Origin of the sequence: Rhizobium favelukesii (assembly GCF_000577275.2) — a bacterium.
In the GTDB taxonomy this organism is placed as follows: domain Bacteria; phylum Pseudomonadota; class Alphaproteobacteria; order Rhizobiales; family Rhizobiaceae; genus Rhizobium; species Rhizobium favelukesii.
The window spans coordinates 638,319-660,764 of the sequence record NZ_HG916854.1; the positions used below are offsets into that span (position 1 = coordinate 638,319).

A 22,446-nucleotide genomic window follows, 5' to 3' on the forward strand; every position below is an offset into this window, starting at 1 on the left:
ATCGCGCAACATTGTTCAGCCCGAGGCGCGCATGGCAGTCGGTTCTACTTATCGCCCAACCCCCGAAGCAGGATCATCGATCGCCACTATGCTGCAACTGCAAAGTAGGCTGTTGACCTTACACGTCTTCAACGACGCTCTTTGCGCAAACGAGACTGACCAAATTCAGACAATGGTCTCCCCGCCGTCGACGACGAGGATTTGCCCGGTGATGTAGGACGAGCGGTCCGAGACAAGGAAGAGAATGGGCTCGGCGATCTCGGAGACGTTCGCCCAGCGCCCGAGCGGCACTTTCTCGGCGATGTAGGCCTCGATCGCGCCGCGCCCGCCCATCTGGGCGATGAACGGTTCGTTGAACGGCGTATCGACCCAGCCCGGGCAGAGCGCGTTGACGCGGACGCCGTATTTGGCGTAGTCGCCGGCCATTTGCCGGGTCATTGCAATGACGGCATGTTTCGTCGTCGTGTAGGCGATCATCTCGCGATCGTAGAGCACGCCTGATGAGGAGGAGGTGTTGAGGATGACGCCGCGACCGGCTTTCTTCATCAGCGGCATGACGAAGCGCGCCGCCATAAAATGCGCCCGAACATTCAGGCTCCACGATCTGTCGAACCCGGCGACCGCTACCTGTTCGAGATCGCCCGCCACCTGGGCGCCGGCGTGATTGTGGAGGATGTCGATGCGGCCGTGACGTTCGGCGACCGAGGCGATGCCGGCTTTGAGTGCTGCGTCGTTGGTGACGTCGAGAACGAGGCTTTCGGCCTTGCCGCCGGCGGCTTGGATCCGACCGACGGTTTCGGCGGCATTGTCGGCGCTCAGATCAGTCACCACGACGAACGCGCCTTCCCCGGCCATGAGCAACGCGCCGGCCTGGCCGATGCCCGATCCGGCTCCGGTGACGATCGCGACGCGATTTTCAAGAATCATGGTGTTTCCCGTTCAGTTTGTTGTTTTTTCGCGCATCAGGAAGCGCGCGATGAGGATCAGTCCCAGCGATGCGATGAGCACCATGGTGGCGATGGCGTTGATCTCCGGCGTCACGCCACGGCGGATCGAGGCAAAGACGTAGATCGGCAACGTCGTATTCGATCCCGCCACGAAGAACGCGATGATGAAATCGTCGAAGGAGAAGGTGAAAGCGAGCAGGAAACCCGCCAGGATCGACGGCAGGATTTGTGGCAGCACGATTTGGCGGAAGGTCGTCAGCGGCGTTGCGTAAAGATCACTCGACGCTTCGACGATATCGCGCCCGAGGCTGGCGATACGCGCTTTCACGATCATCGTCACCAGCGCCATGGTGAAAAGTCCGTGGGCGGCGATGATAGAACCGTAGCCGAGTGACAGCTTCGGCGGTTGCTCGCCGGGCCAGATCGCCGCCAGCAGCGGATTGATGAAGCCGAAGACTTCAACGAGAGCGACGAGCGTGGCGATGCCGATCACAACACCCGGAACGACGATTGCCGCGGCAAACAGGCCATCGAACACGGCCCGCGTCCTGGCGCCGAGCCGCTCCATGCCCAGCGCAGCCATGGTGCCGAAGATGGCCGCGAGTGCAGCGCTGGTAAGCGCGATTACGAGGCTGTTGCGAAGAGCTTCCATGAGGAAGGTGTTGGACAGCGCCTTGCCGTACCATTGCGTGGAAAAGCCTGTGAAATCCGAGGCATTGCGGCCCGCATTGAACGAGAACAGCACCACCAGCGCAATCGGCGTGTAGAGAAAGAGATAGACTGCCGTAACAAGCCCACGCATCAGACAAGATCCACCTGGCGGGTGCCCGCGACGCGCCACGCAATGCGCATGGCGACGAGAAGCACGATAACGACGACGACAACGAGGGTGACGGCGATCGCGGAGCCGAACGGCCAGTTGCGCGATTGCAGGAAGAGGTCGACCAGCGCGTTGCCGATGAAGAAAACCTTGCCGCCGCCCAGCAGCTGCGGGATCAGGTACTCGCCGAGCAGCAGGATGGTGACCAGCGCCACGCCCGTCATCACACCCGGCAGCGACAGCGGCAGCGTTATGCCGAAGAAGGTCGAGAGTGGCTTGGCGCCGAGGTCGGCAGAGGCTTCCAGCAATCGGCGATCCAGCTTCTCCAGGCTGACATAGATCGGCATGATCATCAGCGGCAGATAGCCATAGACGATGCCGAGGAGAACTGCGCCCGGCGTGTTCAGAAGGCGCACGTTCTCGATACCGACAAACTCCAGCAGATGCGGGATGCCGCGCGCACCGAGAATATACATCCAGGCATAGGTGCGAACGAGCAGACTGGTCCAGAACGGCACCACCACAAGAGACACCAGCAATAGCCGATGCTGCGGACTTGCCTTCACCGCCAGATAATAGGCGACCGGATAGGCCACCAACAAGCAGACAAAGGCCCCGATCGGGGCAAGCACCAGCGTATTCTTGAAAGCCGCCGCACGTGATCCGAGATTGGCGAATTGGGCAAAGGTAAATGCCGCCTGATAACCGCCCTCCGGTGCCCGCTCGCCAAAGGCGAAGACAACGATGGCGATGAACGGCAAGACCAGGAACACGAACAGCCATGCGCTTGCCGGCGCGACGAGCGCGACAGTGATCAGTCGCTTTCTGGTGTCCGGTGACACGGCCATTCTGAACGTTCGCTGTTTGAAGTCCACGAGGCGGCTTGCCTCTTCCCGTACCCGGGGAGAGGCATTGCATGAAGGCAGGGTCACGCCGACTTGAACCGCGCCATCAGCTCGGCACGACCCGGATCGGTCAGGGTTACGGCGGCGCCGAATTCCAGCGGCGTCAGTGACGCTTCATCCGGATAGACAATCTTGTTCGAGGTGACCTCCTTCGGCAGCAATGAAATGACGCGGCTGTCGGTGGCCGGCGCGCCGTTGGCGATGTGCTCCTTCGCCGCGTTCGCAGGATCCATCAGGTAGTTGAGAAGGGCGTAGCCGGCCGCCTTGTTCGGAGCGTCCTTCGGGATCGCGTAGTAGTCGGTCCAGATTTCGCCGCCGTCTGCCCCAAGCACGTAGGCAAGCTCAGGCATGTCGCGGTTGAGCTGCGCGCCATCATTCGTCCAGCACATCGTCATCCACGCGTCCGTGGCGCGCATGCCCGGCTGATAGTCGGAGTTGATGGCGAAGAGATGCGGCTTCACCTTGATCAGCAGCTCTTCTGCCTTCGCCAGTTCCTCCGGCTTGATCGAATTGAAACCGTAGCCCAGCGAAACCAGCGCGCTGCCGATTGTGGTCAGCTGATAATCATGCACCATGGCGCGGCCGTCGGCTTCGGTCTGGACAATCTCGAAGAAGTCCTTCCAGCTCGAAAGCTTCGTCTTGATCTTCGAAGTATTGACGGAAAAGCCGGTCGTGCCCCAGTTCTTCGGCACGGCATAGGTCTTGCCGTCGATCTGGCCTTCCTTGGTGAAGCGCGGGTTTTCAGTCGACCGGCTGAAATTCGGAATCTTTGAAAGATCCAGCTCTTCGATCAGGCCGAGCTTTTGGTGGGTTGAAATCGTGTAGTTGGTCGGCACGAACAGCGACCAGCCGGAAGCACCCGCCTGCAGCTTTGCCAGCATTTCCTCGTTCGACCCGAAAACGTTGACTTCGACGGCAACGCCCGTTGCCGCCTTGAAGTTCTCGAAGGTCGCCGGGTCGTGATAGTTCGGCCAGGTCGCAATCGACATCTGCGTACCAAGTTCGCCGGCGGCGTAGGCCGATGTCGACAGCGCGCCGGGAAAGCGCGACATCACGGCGGTCGCAAGACCGAGGCCGGTGACGCCGAGGAAGTGACGGCGGCTGACGGAGCCGCGCTTCAGGCGCATGAACTCGTCCATGAAGCCTTCGGCGGAAATGGGGAGGTTATCCTTATAGTCGTCCTTGCTCATGATGCTGTTCCCTTGTTTTGATTTTATGCTGCACTTGATGCTGGAAAGACGTGGGCTGCGAGTGGATCGAAACCGAGGAAAACCGCCTCGCCCGGCTCGACCAGGTCGCTCTCGTTCATGTTGCGCCGGTCGGCCGTGACCAGGAAGTCGCCGAGCCGCGGAACCGTCACCGCATATTCCGCAGAAGAACCGAGGAAGATGCGATGGGTGACCGTGCCCTTGAAGCTGGCAAAGCCGGGCGCCTGCGCCCGTGTCAGGCGGATAAATTCCGGGCGGATCGCGACGATCATTTCGCCGGGCGAAACAACCCGGCTCCGGGCAGCGATAGCCGAGCCGTCAGCAAGACGCAGCGTCGTGCCGTCCGCCTCCATCGTTGCCTTCACCCGATTGGTCTTGCCGACATCATAGACCTCCTGCGGTGAGCCTAGCTGGCGAATGCGCCCTGCGCTCATCACGCAGACGATATCTGCCATCGAGAGCGCTTCCTCCTGATCATGGGTGACCAGAACAAAGGTAATGCCGAGTTCACGTTGCAATGTCTGTAGTTCGATCTGCATGGCCGAGCGCAGCTTCTTGTCGAGCGCGGCTAACGGCTCATCGAGCAGCAGCACCGACGGACGGTTGACGATCGCGCGCGCCAGCGCCACCCGCTGCTGCTGACCGCCGGACATCTCGTGTATGCGGCGCTTGGCGAAGCCGCCGAGCCGCACCATTTCAAGCGCCTCGGTGACGCGCCGGTCGATTTCCGCCGCCCCAAGCTTGGGCCGCATCTGCTTCAGACCATAGGCAACGTTGTGCCGGACGTCGAAATGCGGAAACAGTGCATAGTGCTGGAAGACCATGTTCACCGGGCGTCGGTAGGCGGGGACGCCGTTCATCTCGCGCCCGTCGATCAGCACGGTGCCTTCGCTTGGCTGCTCGAAGCCCCCGATCATGCGCAGGCAAGTGGTCTTGCCGCAGCCGGAAGGACCGAGCAACGCCAGAAAGGCGCCCTTCGGCACATTGAGGTTGATGTCCGTTACGGCGGTCACAGCGCCATAGTTCTTTGTGACCGAACGGAATTCGATATCGTTCGTCGAAGCGGATGCCACGTCTGTTCCCTGCGGTTGGTTTGGATTGGACAGTCTAGCGCTGCCTTTTGCCACCGTCGTTAAGGAAAGACTAAGCTCGCCCTTCCCTCACGGTATATACCCCGAGAGAGGTATTTTAGCCATCAGGCCTTCGTGGAAGGTATATACACGGGGAGCACATATTTTCTTTGCATTCGATCGGGAGAGCGACAATGAGCACTGACCTGGAGGCGTTATTTCAGGCCTTCAACGCCACAGTGGGCCGGCTCGCCATGAGCGATGCGGAATTCGGCGAGACCTTTCGACAGATGATGGCGGCGCTCGTGCGCTTCGACTACGTCGTTGTTTTCGCCTATCGCGGTAAGGAGCGGCCGATCGATCTCTACAGCACCTTCGACCCGAAGGAGCATATCATTTTTGTGACGCTCTATCAGGCCGGACCGTACCTGCTCGACCCGTTCTACCACACTGCCCACGAGCGCCGCGCAGGCGTGTTTCGCATGCGGGAACTTGCACCCGACAGGTTCTTTTCAAGCGAGTACTATCGTACCTACTACGTCCAGACGGGGCTGGCGGAGGAAATCGGCTTCTTTGTCACTGCCGATGACGACATCACTATTGTTCTCTCGCTGATGCGCCGGGAAAAGACCGGACCCTTCCCGTCTTCGGACTTCGCTCTCTTGAAGAAAGCGGAACCGCTGATCGCAAGCATGGTCCGGCATTACTGGGCAGGGCTTGGATCCCGCTTCGATGCGCAACTGCATTCACGAGGTGGCGGTGGCCGCAGGCGCAAAGCTGGTGAACGGCCACGGCGGCTGAACGCCTTGCCAACGAAGCGTTTGACAGCCGACAGGTCCCCATGTTCGCTGAACCTGAACTCGACGGTGTCGATGGCGCGATAGAGATACATCCATTGGCCCCGAACCTTGATGTAAGTCGGCATGCCAGTTCCGAGTAACGGCACGCTTGCGCTGGTTGAAGCGCTCTGTCAGCAAGGGAGAGAAATGGATGCGATCTTAATCTCACCAGCCGCGAGACCGCGATTGTCGACCTTGTCCTACAAGGACACTCTTCCGAGGCGATCGGCCTGAGGCTCGGCCACTCAACGATCCATCGCTGGTTCAGGCCATCATTTCCTTCAGATCCCATAAAAAGGTAACAGAGACGTTTGCACCGGAACCAACGCGTTGGATCCCCCCGCGCTTCAGGAAAGATTTCTAAGGTATATGGCAAGCAATTGCGTCTGTGATGATATTCCGAGCTTTCGGTAGACGTTGCGGCGATGGACCTTGACGGTGCCGGTCGAGATGGCGACGAACGCGGCATCCTTGTCGGACCAGAGCGAGTCGTCATCGATGGCAGCCAAACCAGCAGGGAAGCCGTTGCTTCCTGCGATACAAACGGCAAGCGCGTTACACCTGTAACCCAGCCCCATCGCTTGCCAAGCAGTTCGTATCCTTGCTGGCTACGCTCTGAAAACGGGCGAACGCGTATCGCGCGCGTATGCTAGAATTTGCAAAACAACCTCAGCCCGCGACGCGACGCAGGAACAGCGACAACTCGATCGCAACCTAGAGCGCCGTACCTTTAATCGAACCCATAGCCTGCGGCTGTAAAATAGTTTCGACATTCTTGGCTGTTGAAGAGGTTGCAGATGGATCCGAGCGCATTTGAGAGTGCGTCAAACGTGCGAGCGGCGGCGGCTCGGAGATGGGCCTTAATTTTGGCGAAGGCCATTTCGATCGGGTTCAAATCTGGCGAATAAGACGGCAGAAACAGGAGCCACGCACCAACTTCCTTGAGGCAGGCTTTGGCTTTATCGCTCTTGTGAACGCGAAGATTATCCAGGATGACGACATTGCCTGGTTCGAGTGTCGGCGCAAGCTGGGTCTCGATGTAGGTGTCGAAGATTTCCCGGTTCATCGGCCTGTCAATAATCCAGGGCGCAGTAAGACCGAAACAGCGCAAGCCTGCAATGAATGTCTGTGTCCCCCAGTGGCCAAAGGGCGCATCCGTGATGAGACGCTCGCCGCGCGGGGAGCGCCCACGCAGTCTCACCATCTTTGTGTTCACCGAGGTTTCGTCCAAGAAAACAAGTCGATGCGGTTCAAATCGCATCCGGGGTTGGCGTTTCGAAATCCAGACATCACGATCCTTTCGGATATCAGCGCGAGCGCGTTCCGACGCCATTATCTGTTTTTTTATATGTGTATCCCTGCGTTATCAAAAACCGCGACAGGGACGATGGTGGAATAACCAATCCATGTTCATCCTCAAGGCGACGGGCAAGCTCTGGCATGGTGATATCCGGTTTGCCTTCGACCTGTGCGACCAGGAAATCGCGAAACGCCGACAGTTTCCCTGCACCTGGTGGCCTTCCTTGACGCGCGGGGGTTATCAGCCCAGTCCGCTCCCGGCGTTGCAGCAGCTTGATCGCACTGCTGTCGCTGATTGCGAAATGACGGGCAGCGGCTCGCCGTGATTGGCCGCTAGCGACCATGGAAACAACACGCTGACGAAGATCAACAGAATGAGATTTACCCATGTGATTCACCTCCAACCGCAGTGAATCACACCAATACCCTCGTGAAAACCCCACTCGATTCTCAATTCAAGTGCGATGCTCTAGTGCGGGAACCAAGGCTCCGAAAACGAAAAAGCCTGCCGCGGGAGGAGGTGCGGCAGGCTTTTCGAAAAGAACCGAACAGCGACTGGGAGGAGGAGTGCCGCCGTTCCTACAGACGCCCTTGGGAGGAGGAGTGGGCCGTCTGAAACTCGAAGCTTTGCGGGAGGAGGTGCATCGCTTCGATGGCTGTCATCATACACCGACCATAAACCGTGCCAATGCCTTATGCTGCACTGCAGCTATGCAAAAAATACAAGTCGGAAAGGCTGACGAACAGAGCAAGGATCCAACCGATCTTAGACGCGGACGATCAACGCAAAAACGCCCGCGTCATCAGCGGGCGTCGAGCAGTCTTAAAGACCAAATGCTGTGCGGTTAGCGCGCGATCGATGCGCGGGCAACGCTGCGGATGTCGGCGCGGTCAATACCGAGGTCCTGCAGTTCGCGGCTGGACATGCGGCCAAGTTCGGTAACGGTCTGACGGAACTTGCGCCAGTTGTTGAAAGAGCGTGCTACGTTCATGATGATCCCCTTTCCTGAGGCTTGTCTGACGTCAGCAACCTTGCTTGGTTCCGGCGTCGTTTCGATGATTGGAATATAGATGTTTCAATCGGTTCAAAACAGCGACAATCCCTCACCCCACCTATGCGCACAACGCATAGGATCTTCCTTTTTCGCGGGGAAATGCCTGTTTTTAAGCCCGGAGGCGCCGTCAGGAGGCGTGGGCGATTTGGCCCTGGGAGATAGAGTCGGGCATTGATACGATCGCTCGGAACTAAGGGCGCATTATCCGAGGATGCGTATCAAACTCCGGCGACCAAGGGAGCCTCTGGCAAGCAGCCCTACCATCGAAGCGGATTTAAAACCTTGATATCCATCGCAACGCATCCTACCGGCTCGCAGTTTCGGCGCTTATGTCGTGCCTTAGCGCGGTTGCGGGGGTCTGTGACCACAGAGACTTTGTAATGTCCTGAGGGCAAGACCCGCCCTCGCCATAGCGTCGATTACACTCAGCAGAAAAATTTCTTCCGAATAACGAGATGTTTCCTGTAAAGAACATGACTCGTAGGAGATAGCGATGACCGACAACGAGAAGTATGGACAAAAGCAGACCATTTTGTCCCAGGATCCGCACCGGATTCGCGAGCCCCGGGAAAACAATCTGGAAATGGCCATAGGGCACGAGGTCAGAACCTATCGCAAAGCGCTCGGCATCACCGTCACCGACCTCGCAGCAGCGACCGGTATTTCGGTGGGCATGCTGTCGAAGATCGAGAACGGCAACATTTCACCCTCGCTGACCACGCTGCAGGCACTGACCAGAGCGCTCGGTGTGCCGCTCACGGCCGTCTTTCGCCGGTTTGAGGAGCCCCACAATGCGATATTCGTCAAAGCCGGCGAAGGTGTGAACATCGAGCGGCGCGGTACGCGCGCGGGGCATCAGTACAGCCTGCTCGGTCACATCGCCAACAATACCAGTGGCGTCACTGTCGAACCTTATCTCATAACGCTGACGGCCGAATCCGATGTCTTCCCGACGTTCCAGCATGAAGGTATGGAGTTCCTCTTTATGCTGGAGGGCGAAGTGGTTTACCGCCACGGCGATCAGCTCTACACCATGCAGCCGGGTGACAGCCTGTTTTTCGATGCCGATTCGCCTCACGGACCGCAAGAACTGGTTCAACTGCCGGCTCGCTACTTGGCAATCATCAGCTACCCGCAGAGGCGGAGCCAAACCAATTGATTTTGCTTTGCGGACCAGACAGCTGGTCTAACGCATCGTTTTTGCGTCCACGCCGAACTCGAGACTCATCTGGATGAGTTCGTCCCAGAGGCTTTCGGCAAAGCCGCGCAACACCAGAAGCTCGAAACTTTCCATGCCCGTTCGCGTGATCAGCGCCGAGATATGGCCGATCAGCGTTATGGCGGATCGGCCGACGGGGAAGTTGGCGCTGTCTAGGTCGACGGCCGTGCCCTTGGCAAGGACGGTCTCGACAGCCGGTCCGCTGATGCCGATCCGGATGCGGCCATGGCCTTGATCGGAAAGCCAGGCCCTGCCGTCCAGAAGCGGCGTCCTGCCGAAAATTTCAGTGGCGGAAAGAGGCGCATCGCCGACGACGAACCATTGTCCCGGGCCATAGGGACGTACCGAATGAGGGGTACCATCGCCGATCCTTGGGATCAGGCTCTGCAGCTCGCCGCTTCCACGCGCTGCGAGAACCTGCAGTACGTGACCTTCCGGCAGAGCCGTAAGCCTGATCCGCTTACCGGTTGAAGATGCGCCGAACGAACCGGACTTGGCGTCCGCAAGGGCAGGACGGTGAAGGTGCGAAAAATCAACCATGGAGCTTTCCGTTTTCCGGATCGAAGAAAACCGGGCTGCAGAGCACGGCCTTGGTGTATTCGTTTTTCAGGTCGTTCCAGACGGTGACATGCTCGCCGTGGCGCTTCGGGCCGTGTTTGACCAGGGCCAGACCGATGGTCGAGCCAAGGTTAGGCGAATAGCAGCTGGAGGAGACGTAGCCCTGGTCGCTTTCGAGCGAGGGTACGGCACCATCCGAGAGGATATGCGAGCCTGTCTTGAACGTCGTCGCTGGATCGAGCGGTCTGACGCCGACGAGTGAAAGCCGATCATCTGCCGTCAAACCTTCCCGTGAGAGCATCGCCTTGCCGATGAAGTCCGGCTTGGCCGTGGAGACCATTTTGGCGAAGCCGAGGTCCGACGGGATGACCGTGCCGTTGATCTCGGAATGGGTGACATGGCCTTTCTCGATGCGCATGACGCCCAGCGCCTCGACACCGTAAGGGCAGATGCCGTGCGGCTTGCCGGCCTCCATGATCGCATCGGCGATCGCTTCGCCGTAGCCGGCAGGAACCGCCAGTTCGTAGGCCAACTCGCCGGAAAACGAGATGCGGAACAGCCGTCCGGTGAGCTTACCGCCGCAGAGCGACACTTCCTTTGCCCCAAGGAATGGGAAGGCCGCGTCGGAAATGTCCTCATCCACCAGCGTCTGAAGGATCATGCGGGATTTCGGTCCGGCAACGGCAATCTGTGCAAATTGATCGGTCGAGGAGGCGAACTGCACGTCGAGATCGGGCCATAGCGCCTGGGCGCAGAATTCCAGATGGTTCATGACGCCTGCCGCATAGGCGGTGGTCGTCGTCATGAAGAAATGAGTTTCGCCAAGGCGGCTCGTGGTGCCGTCATCGTAGATCATCCCGTCTTCACGCAGCATCAGGCCGTAGCGCGCCTTGCCGACCGGTAGCTTCAAGAAGGCGTTGCAATAGATCCGGTTGAGGAATTCGGCGGCGTCCTTGCCGAAAATCTCGATCTTGCCGAGAGTGGAGACGTCGCAGATACCGGCATTCTCGCGGACATTCAGCACTTCGCGATCGACGCTTTCACGCCAGGTCGTTTCGCCCACCTTCGGGAACCAGGAGGAGCGGTACCAAAGGCCCGTTTCGACGAAGACCGCACCGTTCTTCTTGGCCCACTCATGCAGCGGCGACTTGCGCACCGGCTGGAAGTGCTTGCCCTTGGAAGCGCCGGTCAGCGCACCGAAAGAAAGCGGCGTGTAGAACGGGCGGAACGTCGTTGTGCCGACATCGGCTGGCGAGACCTTTCGCGCTTCGGCAAGAATGCCGATGGCGTTGACGTTCGACAGCTTGCCCTGATCGGTTGCCATGCCGTTGGTGGTATAGCGTTTGGCAAGCTCGACATGGCCATAGCCCTCGCTGACCGCGAGGCCGAGGTCCTTGAGGTGGACGTCGTTCTGATAGTCGACGAAGGCCTTGCCCTTCGATCCGTGGACGCGCCAGAGCGGCTTTGAGACGGTTGTCGTGTCGGCCTTTGCGGCGAAAGCGGCTGTTGCATTCGAGAAGTCGAGCGCCTGCAGGGCCGACGTGGCTTTGCCGGCACCGTCTGCAAGGCAAGCTTCGACGCTGCCAATGCCGGCAGCGGCACCAGCGGCGGTCAGTCCCTCTTGCGTTTCCGGAGCGAGGAAAACAGCCTTGGCATCCGACCAGACCGGCTTTGCGCCGCGATGGCAGGCGAGATGAATGATCGGGCTCCAGCCACCGGACATGCCGAGCGCGTCTGCGGAGATCGTTTCGGGGCGGCCATTGTTGAGGACGGTCACACCCTTGACGCTCTTGCCGCCCTTGGCGTCGACAACCACGGCGCCCGGGAGGATGCGTGCCTTGCCGGACCATGTGCGCGGGGCATCCGGGCGGCTGTCGACGATGGCCGCGACCTCAAGGCCGGCCGCTTCCAGATCGGCGGCGGTCGCGTAACCGGAGGCATCGTTGGTGAATATGACCGTGCTTTTTCCGGGCGCGATAGCCTGTCGGTTGAGATAGGAGCGCATCGCCCCTGCCATCATCACGCCGGGGATGTCGTTGCCGCCGAAAACCAGCGGCCGCTCTTCTGCGCCGGAGGCGAGGATCACCTGTTTGGCGGCGATGCGCCAGATGCGCTCTACCGGCCGGTTCGGGTTCACCGTGGCGGTGTTCTTCTGTACGCTTTCGACAGCGCCAAAGACATTGCCGTCGTACCAGCCGAACACAGTCGTCCGGGAGAAAAGACGGACGTTCGGCATATCTGCCAGTTCAGCCAGCGTTTGAGCCAGCAAATCGCTTGCAGATTTGCCGACGACCGGCGCCGTTTCTGATAGCAGCGAGCCGCCGAGTTCAAAACCGTCGTCGGCGAGGACGACGCGGGCACCGGCGCGGCCTGCGGTCAGGGCGGCAGCGAGACCTGTGGGGCCCGCGCCAATGACCAGAAGATCGCAATGCGCCCAGCATTTTTCGTAGGCGTCCGGATCAGGCTCATAGGTTGAGCGGCCAAGGCCTGCCGCCTTGCGGATGATCGGCTCGTAGACCTTTTCCCAGAAGGTCGCCGGCCACATGAAGGTCTTGTAGTAGAAGCCGGCGCCGAGGAAGGGCGAGAGCAGGCTGTTGATGGCACCGAGGTCGAAATCGACCGAGGGCCAGCGGTTCTGGCTTTTTGCTTTGAGGCCACTGTAGAGCTCGACCAGTGTGGCGCGGGTATTGGCTTCGGTGCGTCCGCCCTCGCCGATCGTGACGAGTGCATTGGGTTCGGCGGCACCGGCGGTCAGGATACCGCGCGGGCGATGATATTTGAAGCTGCGGCCGACAAGCTGGCGGCCGTTTGCGAGAAGCGCCGAAGCCAGCGTGTCACCGAAAAAACCCTGCATCGGCTTGCCGTCGAAGGTGAAATCGAGCGGCTTGGCGCGCTCGATGCGACCGCCCTTGGAAAGACGATGGGAACTCATGCGGTCTCTCCGCGGGCGCTGGCATCCGATACCGCATAGATCGCGTGGGTCGTCGTATCGCGCTCGACCACCAGCCAGCGGCGGCAGCCGGATGTGTGGTGCCAATGTTCCTTGTGACGTCCGCGCGGATTGTCGCGCAGGTAGACGTATGCGTACCAGGTGTCCTCACCGGCATTGGGTGCCGGGCGGGTTATGCCGGCGTCGCCGCGCACGGTGAATTCTTCCTTGGGGCGCGGCCCACAATGGGGGCAGGCGATCAGGCTGGCCATGTAAACTCCAATGAAAGAACACAAGGGGCAAAACGCCTTCAATTGGCGGCTTTCCTTGGGTTCGGTTTCGTTTTGACCGGCGTTCTCGCCGATCGGCCAAGTCTTCCGTTCCGCGGGACAGAATGTTTCCGTCCTGCGGCTCTCGAACCATTCTCCAATGCGTGCCCTAATGCCGCTTCTGGCTTCGGTCACAGGGTGGCGTTCGGCTCCCGCTTTCCATTCTCCTCGATGAGCGCAGCCCAGTCCTGCCGGGCTCGCTAAGTAAACATCAGGACAACCGGGATATCGTCGACGCGCCTTCCATGGTGCTTTCGCCGCGCGGCTCATAAGCGCGCTGGTCACGCAGGATCTGGAAGGCGATCGTCAAAAGCTTGCGCGCGATCGCAACACGCGCCTTGTTCATTCCTCTGATCTTCAAGTGTTCATACTGGGCTCGAAGCTGCGGATCGCTGGCGATGGCAGGGGTGACGGCTTCAACAAAGGCCCAGCGCAGCCACTTGTTGCCCTGCTTGATGATCTTGCCATGAAAGGTCTCCAATGAAGAAAGGTCTTGCCGCCGCTCGAATAGGTCGAGGGCACAAGCCCGGCATAGGCGGCAAGCTTCTTCGGGTTGCGGAAGCGCGATATGTCGTCGATCTCCGCGTCGATCAGTCGGGCGAAGAACTCGCCGATGCCAGGGATCGTCTTCAACAGCTTCACGTTGGTATTGGCCTTGGTCATCGCCCGGATCGTCGCCTCCGACTGCTTGATGCGCACATCGATGTCGCCGATGAAGTCGAGGCCACGGTCGATCTGGATGCGGTCGATCTCTGAGACTTTCACCTGCGCAAGCTGGATGCGGCCGGCCTTGCCGAACAGATCGCCGAGTTTCTTTAGCAGTGCCGTCTGCTCCGGATAGCGATCAAACACCGTCACGATCCGGTTCTTCGTCATCGTCCGCAGCCGGACGTAAAACATCCGCTCGCGCAGCGCGACGCGAAGCTCTCTTGCGCGTTCGCCGAGGCCCAGGCTTCGGGCACCAGGTCGGCTCTGAGCAGATGCGCCAGCACCGTCGCGTCGATCTTGTCGGTCTTGATCTTGGCGTCGGCGATCGCCTTGACCTTCCAGGGATGGGCGAGGACGACATCATCACAAATGTCGTCGAGCCAGTCGTACATCACCATCCAGTTGCGCGTCGCTTCGACAACCGCATGCGAGTTCTCGCGGTAGCGCTCCAGAAACCCGCCCAGCGACTGTCGCTCGTTCTTCACCCGGCCGGATCTCAGCGTCTTGCCATTGCTGTCCTGAACCACCAGGTGGCTATAGGATTTGTGGTAATCGACGCCGATATGGTAATCATAAGAGGCAGTCATGCTTCCAACTCCCTTGTTGAGATTTGCAAAACCCCAATAGGATAAGCCGAAAGGCTGGAAGTGTGACTGTCCCTCGATCATCACCTGCATCTCAGTGATCCGTTCTCTCAGCGGGCGCGGCCTCTTTCATGCCATCTCCTCAATGCAGATTGGGTTGCGAGCCGACGCCCTTTTCATCGATCATCCGGCCACGCGCGAAGCGGTCGAGCCGGAAGGCGCGACCGGTCTCATGCGGTTCGTTTTTGGCGATCAGGTGGGCGTAGCAGAAGCCGGAAGCGGGCGTGGCCTTGAAGCCGCCGTAACACCAGCCGGCGTTCAGGTAGAGATTGTCGATAGCTGTGCGGTCGATGATCGGCGAGCCATCCATGCTCATGTCCATCACCCCGCCCCAGGCGCGCAGCACCCGGACACGCGAAAGCGCAGGGATCATCGCGACGCCGGCCTCGGCGACATGCTCGACCGTCGCCAGATTGCCGCGTTGGGCATAGGAATTGTAGCCATCGATATCGCCGCCGAAGACGAGGCCGCCTTTGTCGGACTGCGAGACGTAGAAGTGCCCGGCGCCAAAGGTGACGACATTGTCGATAAATGGTTTCAGTCCTTCCGAGACGAAAGCCTGCAGCACATGGCTTTCGATCGGCAGTTTCAGGTCGACCATATCGGCAACGGTGGTGGAATTGCCGGCCGCTGCCAGTGCCAGCTTGCCGCAACCGATAAAGCCCTGGCTTGTCTCGACACCGACGACGCGGCCGTTTTCGCGTCGGATGCCGGTGACCTCGCAATTCTGGATGATATCGACGCCGCGGCTGTCGGCGCCGCGCGCATAGCCCCAGGCAACGGCATCATGGCGCACGGTGCCGCCGCGCCTCTGCATCAGCGCGCCCTGGATCGGGAAGCGGGCATTGTCGAAATCGAGGAAGGGCAGCAGCTGTCGCACGGCGTTACGGTCGAGCAAGTCGGCATCAACGCCGTGCAGACGCATGGCATTGCCGCGCCGCGTGTAGGCGTCGCGCTGGGCGTCAGAATGGTAGAGGTTGAGTACGCCGCGCTGCGAAACCATGGCATTGAAGTTGAAGTCCTGCTCCAGTCCCTCCCAGAGCTTCATCGACAACTCGTAAAACGGGTTGTTGCCCTGCAGCAGGTAGTTGGAGCGGATGATTGTGGTGTTGCGGCCGACATTGCCGGAGCCGACATAGCCCTTTTCCAGCACCGCCACATTGGTGACGCCGAATTCCTTAGCGAGATAATAGGCCGTGGCCAGACCATGCCCGCCGCCGCCGACGATGATGACGTCATAGTGGTTCTTCGGAACCGGGCTGCGCCATGCAGGCGTCCAGCCCTTGTTGCCACGCAGGGCATTCAGAAAAACGGAAAAGGCAGAGTAGCGCATGGCAATGGAATCCCGATGAACCGCGCCGATCATGACAGGATTGCATTTCGACACTTGCAGAAAAGAGACGTTTACAGCCATTATTCAGACATGGCGTCAGATGACCTGAAAAACGTCCAGAAGATCGGCTTTATCCTCATCCCGGGATTTGCGCTGATGTCTTATGCCTCGGCAGTTGAGCCGCTGCGCGCAGCCAATCTTCTTGCGGGCCGGGATATTTATGCGCTTTCAGCGCATGTCGTTGAAGGAAATGCCGGGATGACGTCTTCCGGCATTCCCGTCCCCGCCGCGCCGCTGCCGGGCCGTGGCTCCGGTTTCCATACCGTCTTCGTCTGCGCCGGCGGCACGCCGGTCGACTGGAATGTTCCGGCTGTGCTGGCCTGCCTGCGCCAGCTTGCCCGCGACGGCGTGCGCATCGGCGGCATTTCCGGCGGTCCTTATCTGATGGCAGCGGCGGGACTGCTGGAGGATCGCGACTTCACCATCCACTGGGAGCATGCGTCGGCCTTGGTGGAGGCCTTTCCCGGTCTTGCTCCCCGTCAGGCGCGCTATGTTCTCGATGGCAACCGCATCACCTGCGGCGGCGGCGTGGCCCCGCTCGACATGATGCACGCGCTGATCTCGGAACGTATGGGCTCGGATTTCGCCCGTCGGGTCAGCGACTGGTATCTTCATACCCAGGTGGAAAGCTCCGGTGCGCCCCAGCGGGCGTCGCTGGCGGAGCGTTACGGGGTCAATCATCCGGGCTTGCTGATGGTGCTCGAGAAGATGGAGGCGACGATCGAAGCGCCGCTCGATCGGCAGGCCATGGCCAAACTGGCCGGTCTTTCGCCACGTCACCTGGATCGTCTTTTTTCCAGCCAGATGGGCTCATCCTTCCTTCTCGAATATCGGAAACTGAGGCTTGATCATGCCCGGCGGCTGTTGCAGCAAAGCCCGCTTTCCATCTCTGAAATTGCATTCGCCACTGGATTTTCCAGCGGTGGACATTTTGCGCGGAGCTACCGTGCGGCATTCGGGGAGTCACCGCGAGCGCACCGTCAGCCCGGCAGTTTCGAGCGTCCTTAACCAACATTCTTTCCAGATGAGAAAATTTCACTCTCAGAACAGACTTGTTCTGTTGACGGACGAGTTAGGTTACCTGCCGTCGGCCATTTATCCACTCTTCACATTGCCTAAAAAGAAAATAACTTTCTTCATAGTTGAAATCCAAAAGTGCACCTGCTATCCATCTTTCATCAACGAAACAAAGGATTGTCCCCATGTGCGGAATTGTCGGATTGTTTTTGAAGGACAGGAGTCTGGAGCCGCAATTGGGTGCCATGCTGTCCGATATGCTGGTCATCATGACCGATCGCGGGCCGGATAGCGCCGGCATCGCCATTTACGGCGCGCCCTTGGATGGCCGCGCGAAAATCACCGTTCAATCGGCTGATCCGAAGCAGGATTTTGCCGGCCTTGAAGCGCTGTTGAAGTCGGTCGATTCAAGCGTCGCCGTGGAGCTGAAAAGCACCCATGCGGTCATCGAAGCCAACGCGGACAAGGCTTCGGCGGTGCGCGATCTGCTGGCCCAGGAGCGGCCGGAAATTCGTGTCATGGGCGCGGGCGACAGCGTCGAGATCTATAAGGAAGTAGGGCTGCCGAAGGACGTCGTCTCCCGTTTCGGCATTCGCCAGATGGCTGGCACGCATGGCATCGGCCATACCCGCATGGCAACGGAATCGGCAGTCACCACGCTTGGCGCCCATCCGTTCTCAACCGGTGCCGACCAGTGCCTGGTGCATAACGGCTCGCTCTCCAACCACAACAACCTGCGCCGCGAACTGGTGCGCGAAGGCATGACCTTCGAGACGCAGAACGACAGCGAAGTCGCCGCCGCCTATCTGACGGCCGAGATGGCCAAGGGCAAAGATCTGGGGCAGGCGCTGACCAACGCGCTCGATGATCTCGACGGCTTCTTCACCTTCGTCGTCGGCACCAAGTCGGGCTTCGGCGTGGTGCGCGATCCGATCGCCTGCAAGCCGGCCGTGATGGCCGAAACCGATCAGTACATCGCCTTCGGTTCCGAATACCGCGCGCTCGTCAACCTGCCGGGCATCGAAAATGCCCGCGTCTGGGAGCCGGAGCCGGCCACCGTCTATTTCTGGGATCATGAGAAGGCGGCCTAACCGTGGATGTCAGCGTCAAACGAGAAAGTCTGGAAGCAATGCGCGTATTCGACCTTGCCACAACGTCGCTGCGCGAACTGAACAGCGCACTTCACACCATTGCCCCCGGCGCCAATGATATGAATTTCGAGGTCGTCAATCCGCGCGGCAGCCATTCGGTTGCCGTCGGTATCGATCAGCCGGTCACCGTCGAAGTGCGCGGCAGCGTCGGCTATTATTGCGCAGGGATGAACGACGGCGGCGCCGTGACCGTCCATGGTTCGGCCGGGCCTGGTGTCGCGGAAAACATGATGTCGGGAACGGTTGTCATCGAGGGAGATGCCAGCCAGTATGCCGGGGCGACAGGTCGCGGCGGGCTTCTGGTCATCAAGGGCAACGCCGCCTCGCGCTGCGGCATTTCGATGAAGGGCATCGATATCGTCGTTCAAGGCAATATCGGCCATATGTCGGCCTTCATGGGCCAGTCGGGTCATCTGGTGGTGCTTGGCAATGCCGGCGATGCGCTTGGGGATTCTCTTTACGAGGCCAAGCTGTTCGTGCGCGGCGAGGTGAAGAGCCTCGGCGCGGACTGCATCCAAAAGGAAATGCGCCCCGAACATATCGAAAAGCTCGCTGAGCTGCTGGAGAGGGCGGGCATTTCCGATGTCAAGCCGCAGGAGTTCAAGCGCTACGGCTCGGGCCGCACGCTCTACAATTTCAACATCGACAACGCTGATGCGTACTAAGGCAGGGAACCGTACATGAGCTATCACAACCCCTATACCCCGCCGCGCAAGTCAGCGACCTTCGACGATTATACGCTCGCGGAAATCCGCCGCGCGGCGGCGACCGGTATCTATGACATTCGCGGCGCCGGCACCAAGCGCAAGGTTCCGCATTTCGATGACCTGCTGTTCCTCGGCGCCTCGATCTCGCGTTATCCGCTCGAAGGCTATCGCGAGAAATGCGACACCTCCGTCGTGCTCGGCGCGCGCCATGCGAAGAAGCCGATCGTCCTGAAGACGCCGATTACCATCGCCGGCATGAGCTTCGGTGCTCTTTCGGGCAATGCCAAGGAAGCACTCGGACGCGGCGCCACGATCGCCGGAACATCGACTACCACCGGTGACGGCGGCATGACGGATGAGGAGCGCGGCCACAGCCAAACGCTCGTCTACCAGTATCTGCCGTCGCGTTATGGTATGAACCCGAAGGATCTGCGCCGTGCCGATGCCATCGAGATCGTCGTCGGCCAGGGCGCCAAGCCCGGCGGCGGCGGCATGCTGCTCGGCCAGAAGATTTCCGACCGCGTCGCCAATATGCGTAATCTGCCCAAGGGTATCGATCAGCGCTCGGCCTGCCGTCATCCCGATTGGACCGGCCCGGACGATCTCGAAATCAAGATCATGGAGCTGCGCGAAATCACCGATTGGGAAAAGCCGATCTATGTCAAGGTCGGCGGCGCGCGTCCCTATTACGATACAGCGCTTGCCGTGAAGGCCGGAGCCGACGTGGTCGTGCTCGACGGCATGCAAGGCGGCACGGCGGCGACCCAGGACGTCTTCATCGAGAATGTCGGCATGCCGACGCTCGCCTGCATTCGCCCCGCCGTCCAGGCGCTGCAGGATCTCGGCATGCATCGCAAGGTGCAGCTGATCATCTCGGGCGGCATCCGCTCGGGTGCCGACGTGGCGAAGGCCTTGGCGCTCGGTGCTGACGCGGTTGCCATCGGTACGGCAGCGCTGGTCGCAATTGGCGATAACGATCCGCACTGGGAAGGGGAATACCAGAAGCTCGGAACGACGGCCGGCGCCTATGACGACTGGCACGAGGGAAAGGATCCGGCCGGCATCACCACGCAGGACCCGGAGCTTTCCAAGCGCCTCGATCCGGTCGCCGCAGGACGCCGTCTCGCCAACTATCTCAAGGTGATGACGCTCGAAGCCCAGACCATCGCGCGCGCCTGCGGCAAGAACCATCTCCACAATCTGGAACCGGAAGACCTCGTCGCGCTGACGATCGAGGCTTCCGCCATGGCGCAGGTGCCGCTTGCAGGTACCAGCTGGATCCCCGGCAAGGGAGGCTTCTAGCCCTCGATAAAACTTCGGCCGTCGCTGATCTTCCAAGGCAGCGGCGGCTATTTCCATGAAAAGGTGTCTGAATAATCCAAAGGGGAACACAGTGACACTCGATCTTGCTACTTTTGCCAAGGACCGTGGCATCAAATATTTCATGATTAGCTATACCGACCTGTTCGGCGGTCAGCGGGCAAAGCTTGTTCCGGCCGAGGCGATCGCCGACATGCAAAAGGACGGCGCGGGCTTTGCAGGCTTTGCCACCTGGCTCGACCTTACGCCTGCCCATCCCGACCTCTTCGCGCTTCCGGACGTCTCCGCGGTCATCCAGCTTCCCTGGAAAAAGGACGTTGCCTGGGTCGCCGCCGATTGCGTCATGGAAGAACAGCCGGTGGACCAAGCGCCGCGCGTCATGCTGAAACGGCTGATCGCAGAAGCTGCCAAGGAAGGTCTTCGCGTCAAGACCGGCGTCGAGCCGGAATTCTTCCTGATCTCGCCGGATGGTGGCAAGATTTCCGACGAATACGATACGGCTGAAAAACCCTGCTACGATCAGCAGGCAGTCATGCGCCGTTACGATGTGATCGCCGAAATCTGCGATTACATGCTCGAACTCGGTTGGAAGCCCTACCAGAACGACCACGAGGATGCGAACGGCCAGTTCGAGATGAACTGGGAATATGACGACGCGCTGCAGACGGCCGACAAGCACTCCTTCTTCAAGTTCATGGTGAAAACGGTCGCCGAAAAGCACGGCCTTCGCGCCACCTTCATGCCCAAACCCTTCAAGGGCCTGACCGGCAACGGCTGCCACGCTCATATCTCCGTCTGGGATCTGGAAGGCAAGACCAATGCCTTCGCCGACAAGGAAATGCCGTTCGGTCTTTCGGCCAAGGGCAAGACCTTCCTCGGCGGCATCATGAAGCATGCTTCGGCGCTTGCCGCGGTGACCAATCCGACGGTCAACTCCTACAAGCGCATCAATGCGCCGCGCACCATCTCCGGCGCGACCTGGGCCCCGAACACGGTGACGTGGACGGGCAACAACCGCACGCACATGGTCCGCGTTCCAGGTCCGGGGCGGTTCGAACTGCGCCTGCCGGATGGCGCCGTTAATCCGTACCTGCTCCAGGCGATCATCATTGCCGCGGGCCTGAACGGCATCCGGAAAAACGCCGATCCGGGCCGCCACTACGACATCGACATGTACAAGGAAGGCCACACCGTCACCGACGCGCCGCGCCTGCCCCTGAACCTGCTCGATGCGCTCCGGGAGTACGATAAGGATGAGGAACTCAAGGCCACGCTCGGCACGAGTTTCTCCCGCGCCTACCTGAAGCTCAAGCATCAGGAATGGAATGCCTATGCGTCGCATTTCACCGATTGGGAGCGGCAGACGACGCTCGATATCTGAGGGTTATCGTTTCGAAAAAGAGACGCCACTTCGGCAATCGTTTGATCGGGAAAATGACATATGAAAAACTTCGTGCTCACCGTGGCTTGCAAGGCGACCCGGGGAATCGTGGCGGCGATATCCGGCTATCTGGCGGCCAAGGGCTGCAACATCAACGACAGCTCGCAGTTCGACGACATGGAATCCGGAAAATTCTTCATGCGCGTCAGCTTCGTTTCCGAAGATCAAAGAAAGATGGAGGAGATTGCCGAAGGCTTCGCCGAAATCGCCAAACCCTTCGGCATGAAATACCGCTTCAATGACAGCGACGAGCGCATGAGGGTGCTGCTGATGGTCTCGCGCTTCGGACATTGCCTCAACGACCTGCTCTACCGCTGGAAGATCGGGGCGCTACCGATCGAGATCGTCGGCGTCGTTTCCAACCACTTCGAGTACCAGAAGGTAGTGGTCAACCATGACATCCCCTTCCACCACATCAAGGTGACGAAGGAGAACAAACCGCAGGCCGAAGCGCGACTGATGGACGTGGTCGAGCAATCCGGCACCGAACTTATTGTGCTTGCCCGCTATATGCAGGTTCTGTCGGATGCCGTTTGCAAGAAGATGTCGGGCAAGATCATCAACATCCACCACTCGTTCCTGCCGAGCTTCAAGGGCGCAAACCCTTACAAGCAGGCGTTCGAGCGCGGCGTGAAGCTGATCGGCGCGACCGCCCACTACGTCACCGAAGACTTGGACGAAGGTCCGATCATCGAGCAAGATGTAGCGCGCGTCACGCATGCGCAATCGGCGGAGGACTATGTCTCGATCGGCCGCGATGTCGAAAGCCAGGTGCTGGCACGCGCCATCCATGCGCACATCCACCACCGAACCTTCATCAATGGCAACCGTACGGTGATATTCCCGCCGAGCCCCGGCTCCTATGCTTCTGAACGAATGGGGTGAAC

The 22,446-nt window shown here is 59.9% G+C and carries 18 protein-coding genes and 4 pseudogenes; 8 read left to right on the top strand and 14 right to left on the bottom strand.

The genetic code is table 11. The features are described from left to right. Positions 1–165 precede the first annotated feature (165 nt). The 5 genes from LPU83_RS63040 to LPU83_RS63060 all read right to left on the bottom strand — a co-directional run bounded on the left by LPU83_RS63040 (position 166) and on the right by LPU83_RS63060 (position 4,953). Positions 166–927: an SDR family NAD(P)-dependent oxidoreductase gene (locus LPU83_RS63040; protein ID WP_024318740.1), complete on the bottom strand. Its 762-nt coding sequence runs from the start codon at positions 925–927 to the stop codon at positions 166–168. A 12-nt stretch (positions 928–939) separates the two neighbouring features. Continuing rightward, entirely contained in the window at positions 940–1,749 is an 810-nt protein-coding gene (locus tag LPU83_RS63045; RefSeq protein ID WP_024318741.1) for an ABC transporter permease, read from the bottom strand. Then, positions 1,749–2,615, bottom strand: a complete 867-nt coding sequence (locus LPU83_RS63050; protein WP_024318742.1) for an ABC transporter permease — start codon at positions 2,613–2,615, stop codon at positions 1,749–1,751. Before LPU83_RS63050 ends, LPU83_RS63045 begins: the two co-directional genes overlap by 1 nt. Positions 2,616–2,695: 80 nt before the next feature. Next, on the bottom strand, positions 2,696–3,862 hold the full coding sequence (locus LPU83_RS63055; protein ID WP_024318743.1) for a polyamine ABC transporter substrate-binding protein: 1,167 nt from the start codon (positions 3,860–3,862) through the stop codon (positions 2,696–2,698). A gap of 23 nt (positions 3,863–3,885) precedes the next feature. Further along, a complete protein-coding gene (locus tag LPU83_RS63060; protein ID WP_024318744.1) occupies positions 3,886–4,953 on the bottom strand; it encodes an ABC transporter ATP-binding protein in 1,068 nt (355 codons plus the stop codon). Between the two features lie 191 nt (positions 4,954–5,144). Here LPU83_RS63060 and LPU83_RS63065 point away from each other — a divergent pair. Further along, positions 5,145–5,741 (top strand): annotated as a pseudogene (locus tag LPU83_RS63065) (helix-turn-helix transcriptional regulator); the annotation flags it as partial. Positions 5,742–5,755: 14 nt separating this feature from the next. Here the strand turns inward: LPU83_RS63065 and LPU83_RS74555 are convergent. The 4 genes and pseudogenes from LPU83_RS74555 to LPU83_RS63085 form a co-directional block, all read right to left on the bottom strand. Beyond that, a pseudogene (locus LPU83_RS74555) lies at positions 5,756–5,869 on the bottom strand (DDE-type integrase/transposase/recombinase); the annotation flags it as partial. A gap of 267 nt (positions 5,870–6,136) precedes the next feature. After that, a pseudogene (locus LPU83_RS63075) lies at positions 6,137–6,247 on the bottom strand (LuxR C-terminal-related transcriptional regulator); the annotation flags it as partial. 272 nt (positions 6,248–6,519) lie between these two features. Next, positions 6,520–7,477, bottom strand: a protein-coding gene (locus LPU83_RS63080; RefSeq protein WP_112334086.1) for an IS630 family transposase whose coding sequence is annotated in 2 segments (ribosomal slippage) — positions 6,520–7,125 and positions 7,127–7,477 — 957 coding nt in all. Because the reading frame shifts where the segments join, the coding sequence is not laid out codon by codon here. Positions 7,478–7,933: 456 nt separating this feature from the next. Further along, a complete protein-coding gene (locus LPU83_RS63085) occupies positions 7,934–8,080 on the bottom strand; it encodes a DUF1127 domain-containing protein (protein ID WP_003552150.1) in 147 nt (48 codons plus the stop codon). A 556-nt stretch (positions 8,081–8,636) separates the two neighbouring features. Here LPU83_RS63085 and LPU83_RS63090 point away from each other — a divergent pair. After that, positions 8,637–9,302, top strand: a complete 666-nt coding sequence (locus LPU83_RS63090) for a helix-turn-helix domain-containing protein (protein WP_024319108.1) — start codon at positions 8,637–8,639, stop codon at positions 9,300–9,302. A gap of 27 nt (positions 9,303–9,329) precedes the next feature. Here the strand turns inward: LPU83_RS63090 and LPU83_RS63095 are convergent, their stop codons facing one another. The 5 genes and pseudogenes from LPU83_RS63095 to LPU83_RS63115 all read right to left on the bottom strand — a co-directional run bounded on the left by LPU83_RS63095 (position 9,330) and on the right by LPU83_RS63115 (position 15,863). Then, a complete protein-coding gene (locus LPU83_RS63095) occupies positions 9,330–9,902 on the bottom strand; it encodes a sarcosine oxidase subunit gamma family protein (protein ID WP_024319107.1) in 573 nt (190 codons plus the stop codon). Beyond that, entirely contained in the window at positions 9,895–12,852 is a 2,958-nt protein-coding gene (locus tag LPU83_RS63100; RefSeq protein WP_024319106.1) for a sarcosine oxidase subunit alpha family protein, read from the bottom strand. The genes LPU83_RS63095 and LPU83_RS63100 overlap by 8 nt, the downstream gene beginning before the upstream one ends. Continuing rightward, positions 12,849–13,121: a sarcosine oxidase subunit delta gene (locus LPU83_RS63105; RefSeq protein WP_024319105.1), complete on the bottom strand. Its 273-nt coding sequence runs from the start codon at positions 13,119–13,121 to the stop codon at positions 12,849–12,851. The genes LPU83_RS63100 and LPU83_RS63105 overlap by 4 nt, the downstream gene beginning before the upstream one ends. A gap of 268 nt (positions 13,122–13,389) precedes the next feature. Then, positions 13,390–14,473, bottom strand: a pseudogene (locus LPU83_RS63110) (IS110 family RNA-guided transposase). A gap of 139 nt (positions 14,474–14,612) precedes the next feature. Beyond that, positions 14,613–15,863: a sarcosine oxidase subunit beta family protein gene (locus LPU83_RS63115; protein WP_024315642.1), complete on the bottom strand. Its 1,251-nt coding sequence runs from the start codon at positions 15,861–15,863 to the stop codon at positions 14,613–14,615. A gap of 90 nt (positions 15,864–15,953) precedes the next feature. Here LPU83_RS63115 and LPU83_RS63120 point away from each other — a divergent pair, with 90 nt between their 5' ends. The 6 genes from LPU83_RS63120 to purU all read left to right on the top strand — a co-directional run bounded on the left by LPU83_RS63120 (position 15,954) and on the right by purU (position 22,444). Beyond that, positions 15,954–16,931 (top strand): GlxA family transcriptional regulator, encoded by a 978-nt coding sequence (locus LPU83_RS63120; RefSeq protein ID WP_024315641.1) that lies wholly within the window; start codon positions 15,954–15,956, stop codon positions 16,929–16,931. Positions 16,932–17,125: 194 nt separating this feature from the next. Continuing rightward, positions 17,126–18,031 (top strand): class II glutamine amidotransferase, encoded by a 906-nt coding sequence (locus tag LPU83_RS63125; protein ID WP_024315640.1) that lies wholly within the window; start codon positions 17,126–17,128, stop codon positions 18,029–18,031. Positions 18,032–18,069: 38 nt separating this feature from the next. Next, positions 18,070–18,756 carry a GltB/FmdC/FwdC-like GXGXG domain-containing protein gene (locus LPU83_RS63130; RefSeq protein ID WP_024315639.1) on the top strand — a complete coding sequence of 229 codons (687 nt, stop codon included), beginning with the start codon at positions 18,070–18,072 and terminating at the stop codon, positions 18,754–18,756. 15 nt (positions 18,757–18,771) lie between these two features. Next, positions 18,772–20,100 (top strand): FMN-binding glutamate synthase family protein, encoded by a 1,329-nt coding sequence (locus LPU83_RS63135; RefSeq protein ID WP_024315638.1) that lies wholly within the window; start codon positions 18,772–18,774, stop codon positions 20,098–20,100. A 91-nt stretch (positions 20,101–20,191) separates the two neighbouring features. Beyond that, complete coding sequence (gene glnT, locus LPU83_RS63140) at positions 20,192–21,499, top strand: type III glutamate--ammonia ligase (protein WP_024315637.1); 1,308 nt, start codon at positions 20,192–20,194, stop codon at positions 21,497–21,499. A gap of 60 nt (positions 21,500–21,559) precedes the next feature. After that, positions 21,560–22,444, top strand: a complete 885-nt coding sequence (purU, locus tag LPU83_RS63145) for a formyltetrahydrofolate deformylase (RefSeq protein WP_024315636.1) — start codon at positions 21,560–21,562, stop codon at positions 22,442–22,444. The last annotated feature ends 2 nt before the right edge of the window (positions 22,445–22,446 follow it).

Coding starts and splice junctions, on each gene's coding strand:
- LPU83_RS63040 (WP_024318740.1), bottom strand. CDS start 927: ATGATTCTTGAAAATCGCGTCGCGATCGTCACCGGAGCCGGATCGGGC.
- LPU83_RS63045 (WP_024318741.1), bottom strand. CDS start 1,749: ATGCGTGGGCTTGTTACGGCAGTCTATCTCTTTCTCTACACGCCGATT.
- LPU83_RS63050 (WP_024318742.1), bottom strand. CDS start 2,615: ATGGCCGTGTCACCGGACACCAGAAAGCGACTGATCACTGTCGCGCTC.
- LPU83_RS63055 (WP_024318743.1), bottom strand. CDS start 3,862: ATGAGCAAGGACGACTATAAGGATAACCTCCCCATTTCCGCCGAAGGC.
- LPU83_RS63085 (WP_003552150.1), bottom strand. CDS start 8,080: ATGAACGTAGCACGCTCTTTCAACAACTGGCGCAAGTTCCGTCAGACC.
- LPU83_RS63090 (WP_024319108.1), top strand. CDS start 8,637: ATGACCGACAACGAGAAGTATGGACAAAAGCAGACCATTTTGTCCCAG.
- LPU83_RS63095 (WP_024319107.1), bottom strand. CDS start 9,902: ATGGTTGATTTTTCGCACCTTCACCGTCCTGCCCTTGCGGACGCCAAG.
- LPU83_RS63100 (WP_024319106.1), bottom strand. CDS start 12,852: ATGAGTTCCCATCGTCTTTCCAAGGGCGGTCGCATCGAGCGCGCCAAG.
- LPU83_RS63105 (WP_024319105.1), bottom strand. CDS start 13,121: ATGGCCAGCCTGATCGCCTGCCCCCATTGTGGGCCGCGCCCCAAGGAA.
- LPU83_RS63115 (WP_024315642.1), bottom strand. CDS start 15,863: ATGCGCTACTCTGCCTTTTCCGTTTTTCTGAATGCCCTGCGTGGCAAC.
- LPU83_RS63120 (WP_024315641.1), top strand. CDS start 15,954: ATGGCGTCAGATGACCTGAAAAACGTCCAGAAGATCGGCTTTATCCTC.
- LPU83_RS63125 (WP_024315640.1), top strand. CDS start 17,126: ATGTGCGGAATTGTCGGATTGTTTTTGAAGGACAGGAGTCTGGAGCCG.
- LPU83_RS63130 (WP_024315639.1), top strand. CDS start 18,070: ATGCGCGTATTCGACCTTGCCACAACGTCGCTGCGCGAACTGAACAGC.
- LPU83_RS63135 (WP_024315638.1), top strand. CDS start 18,772: ATGAGCTATCACAACCCCTATACCCCGCCGCGCAAGTCAGCGACCTTC.
- purU (WP_024315636.1), top strand. CDS start 21,560: ATGAAAAACTTCGTGCTCACCGTGGCTTGCAAGGCGACCCGGGGAATC.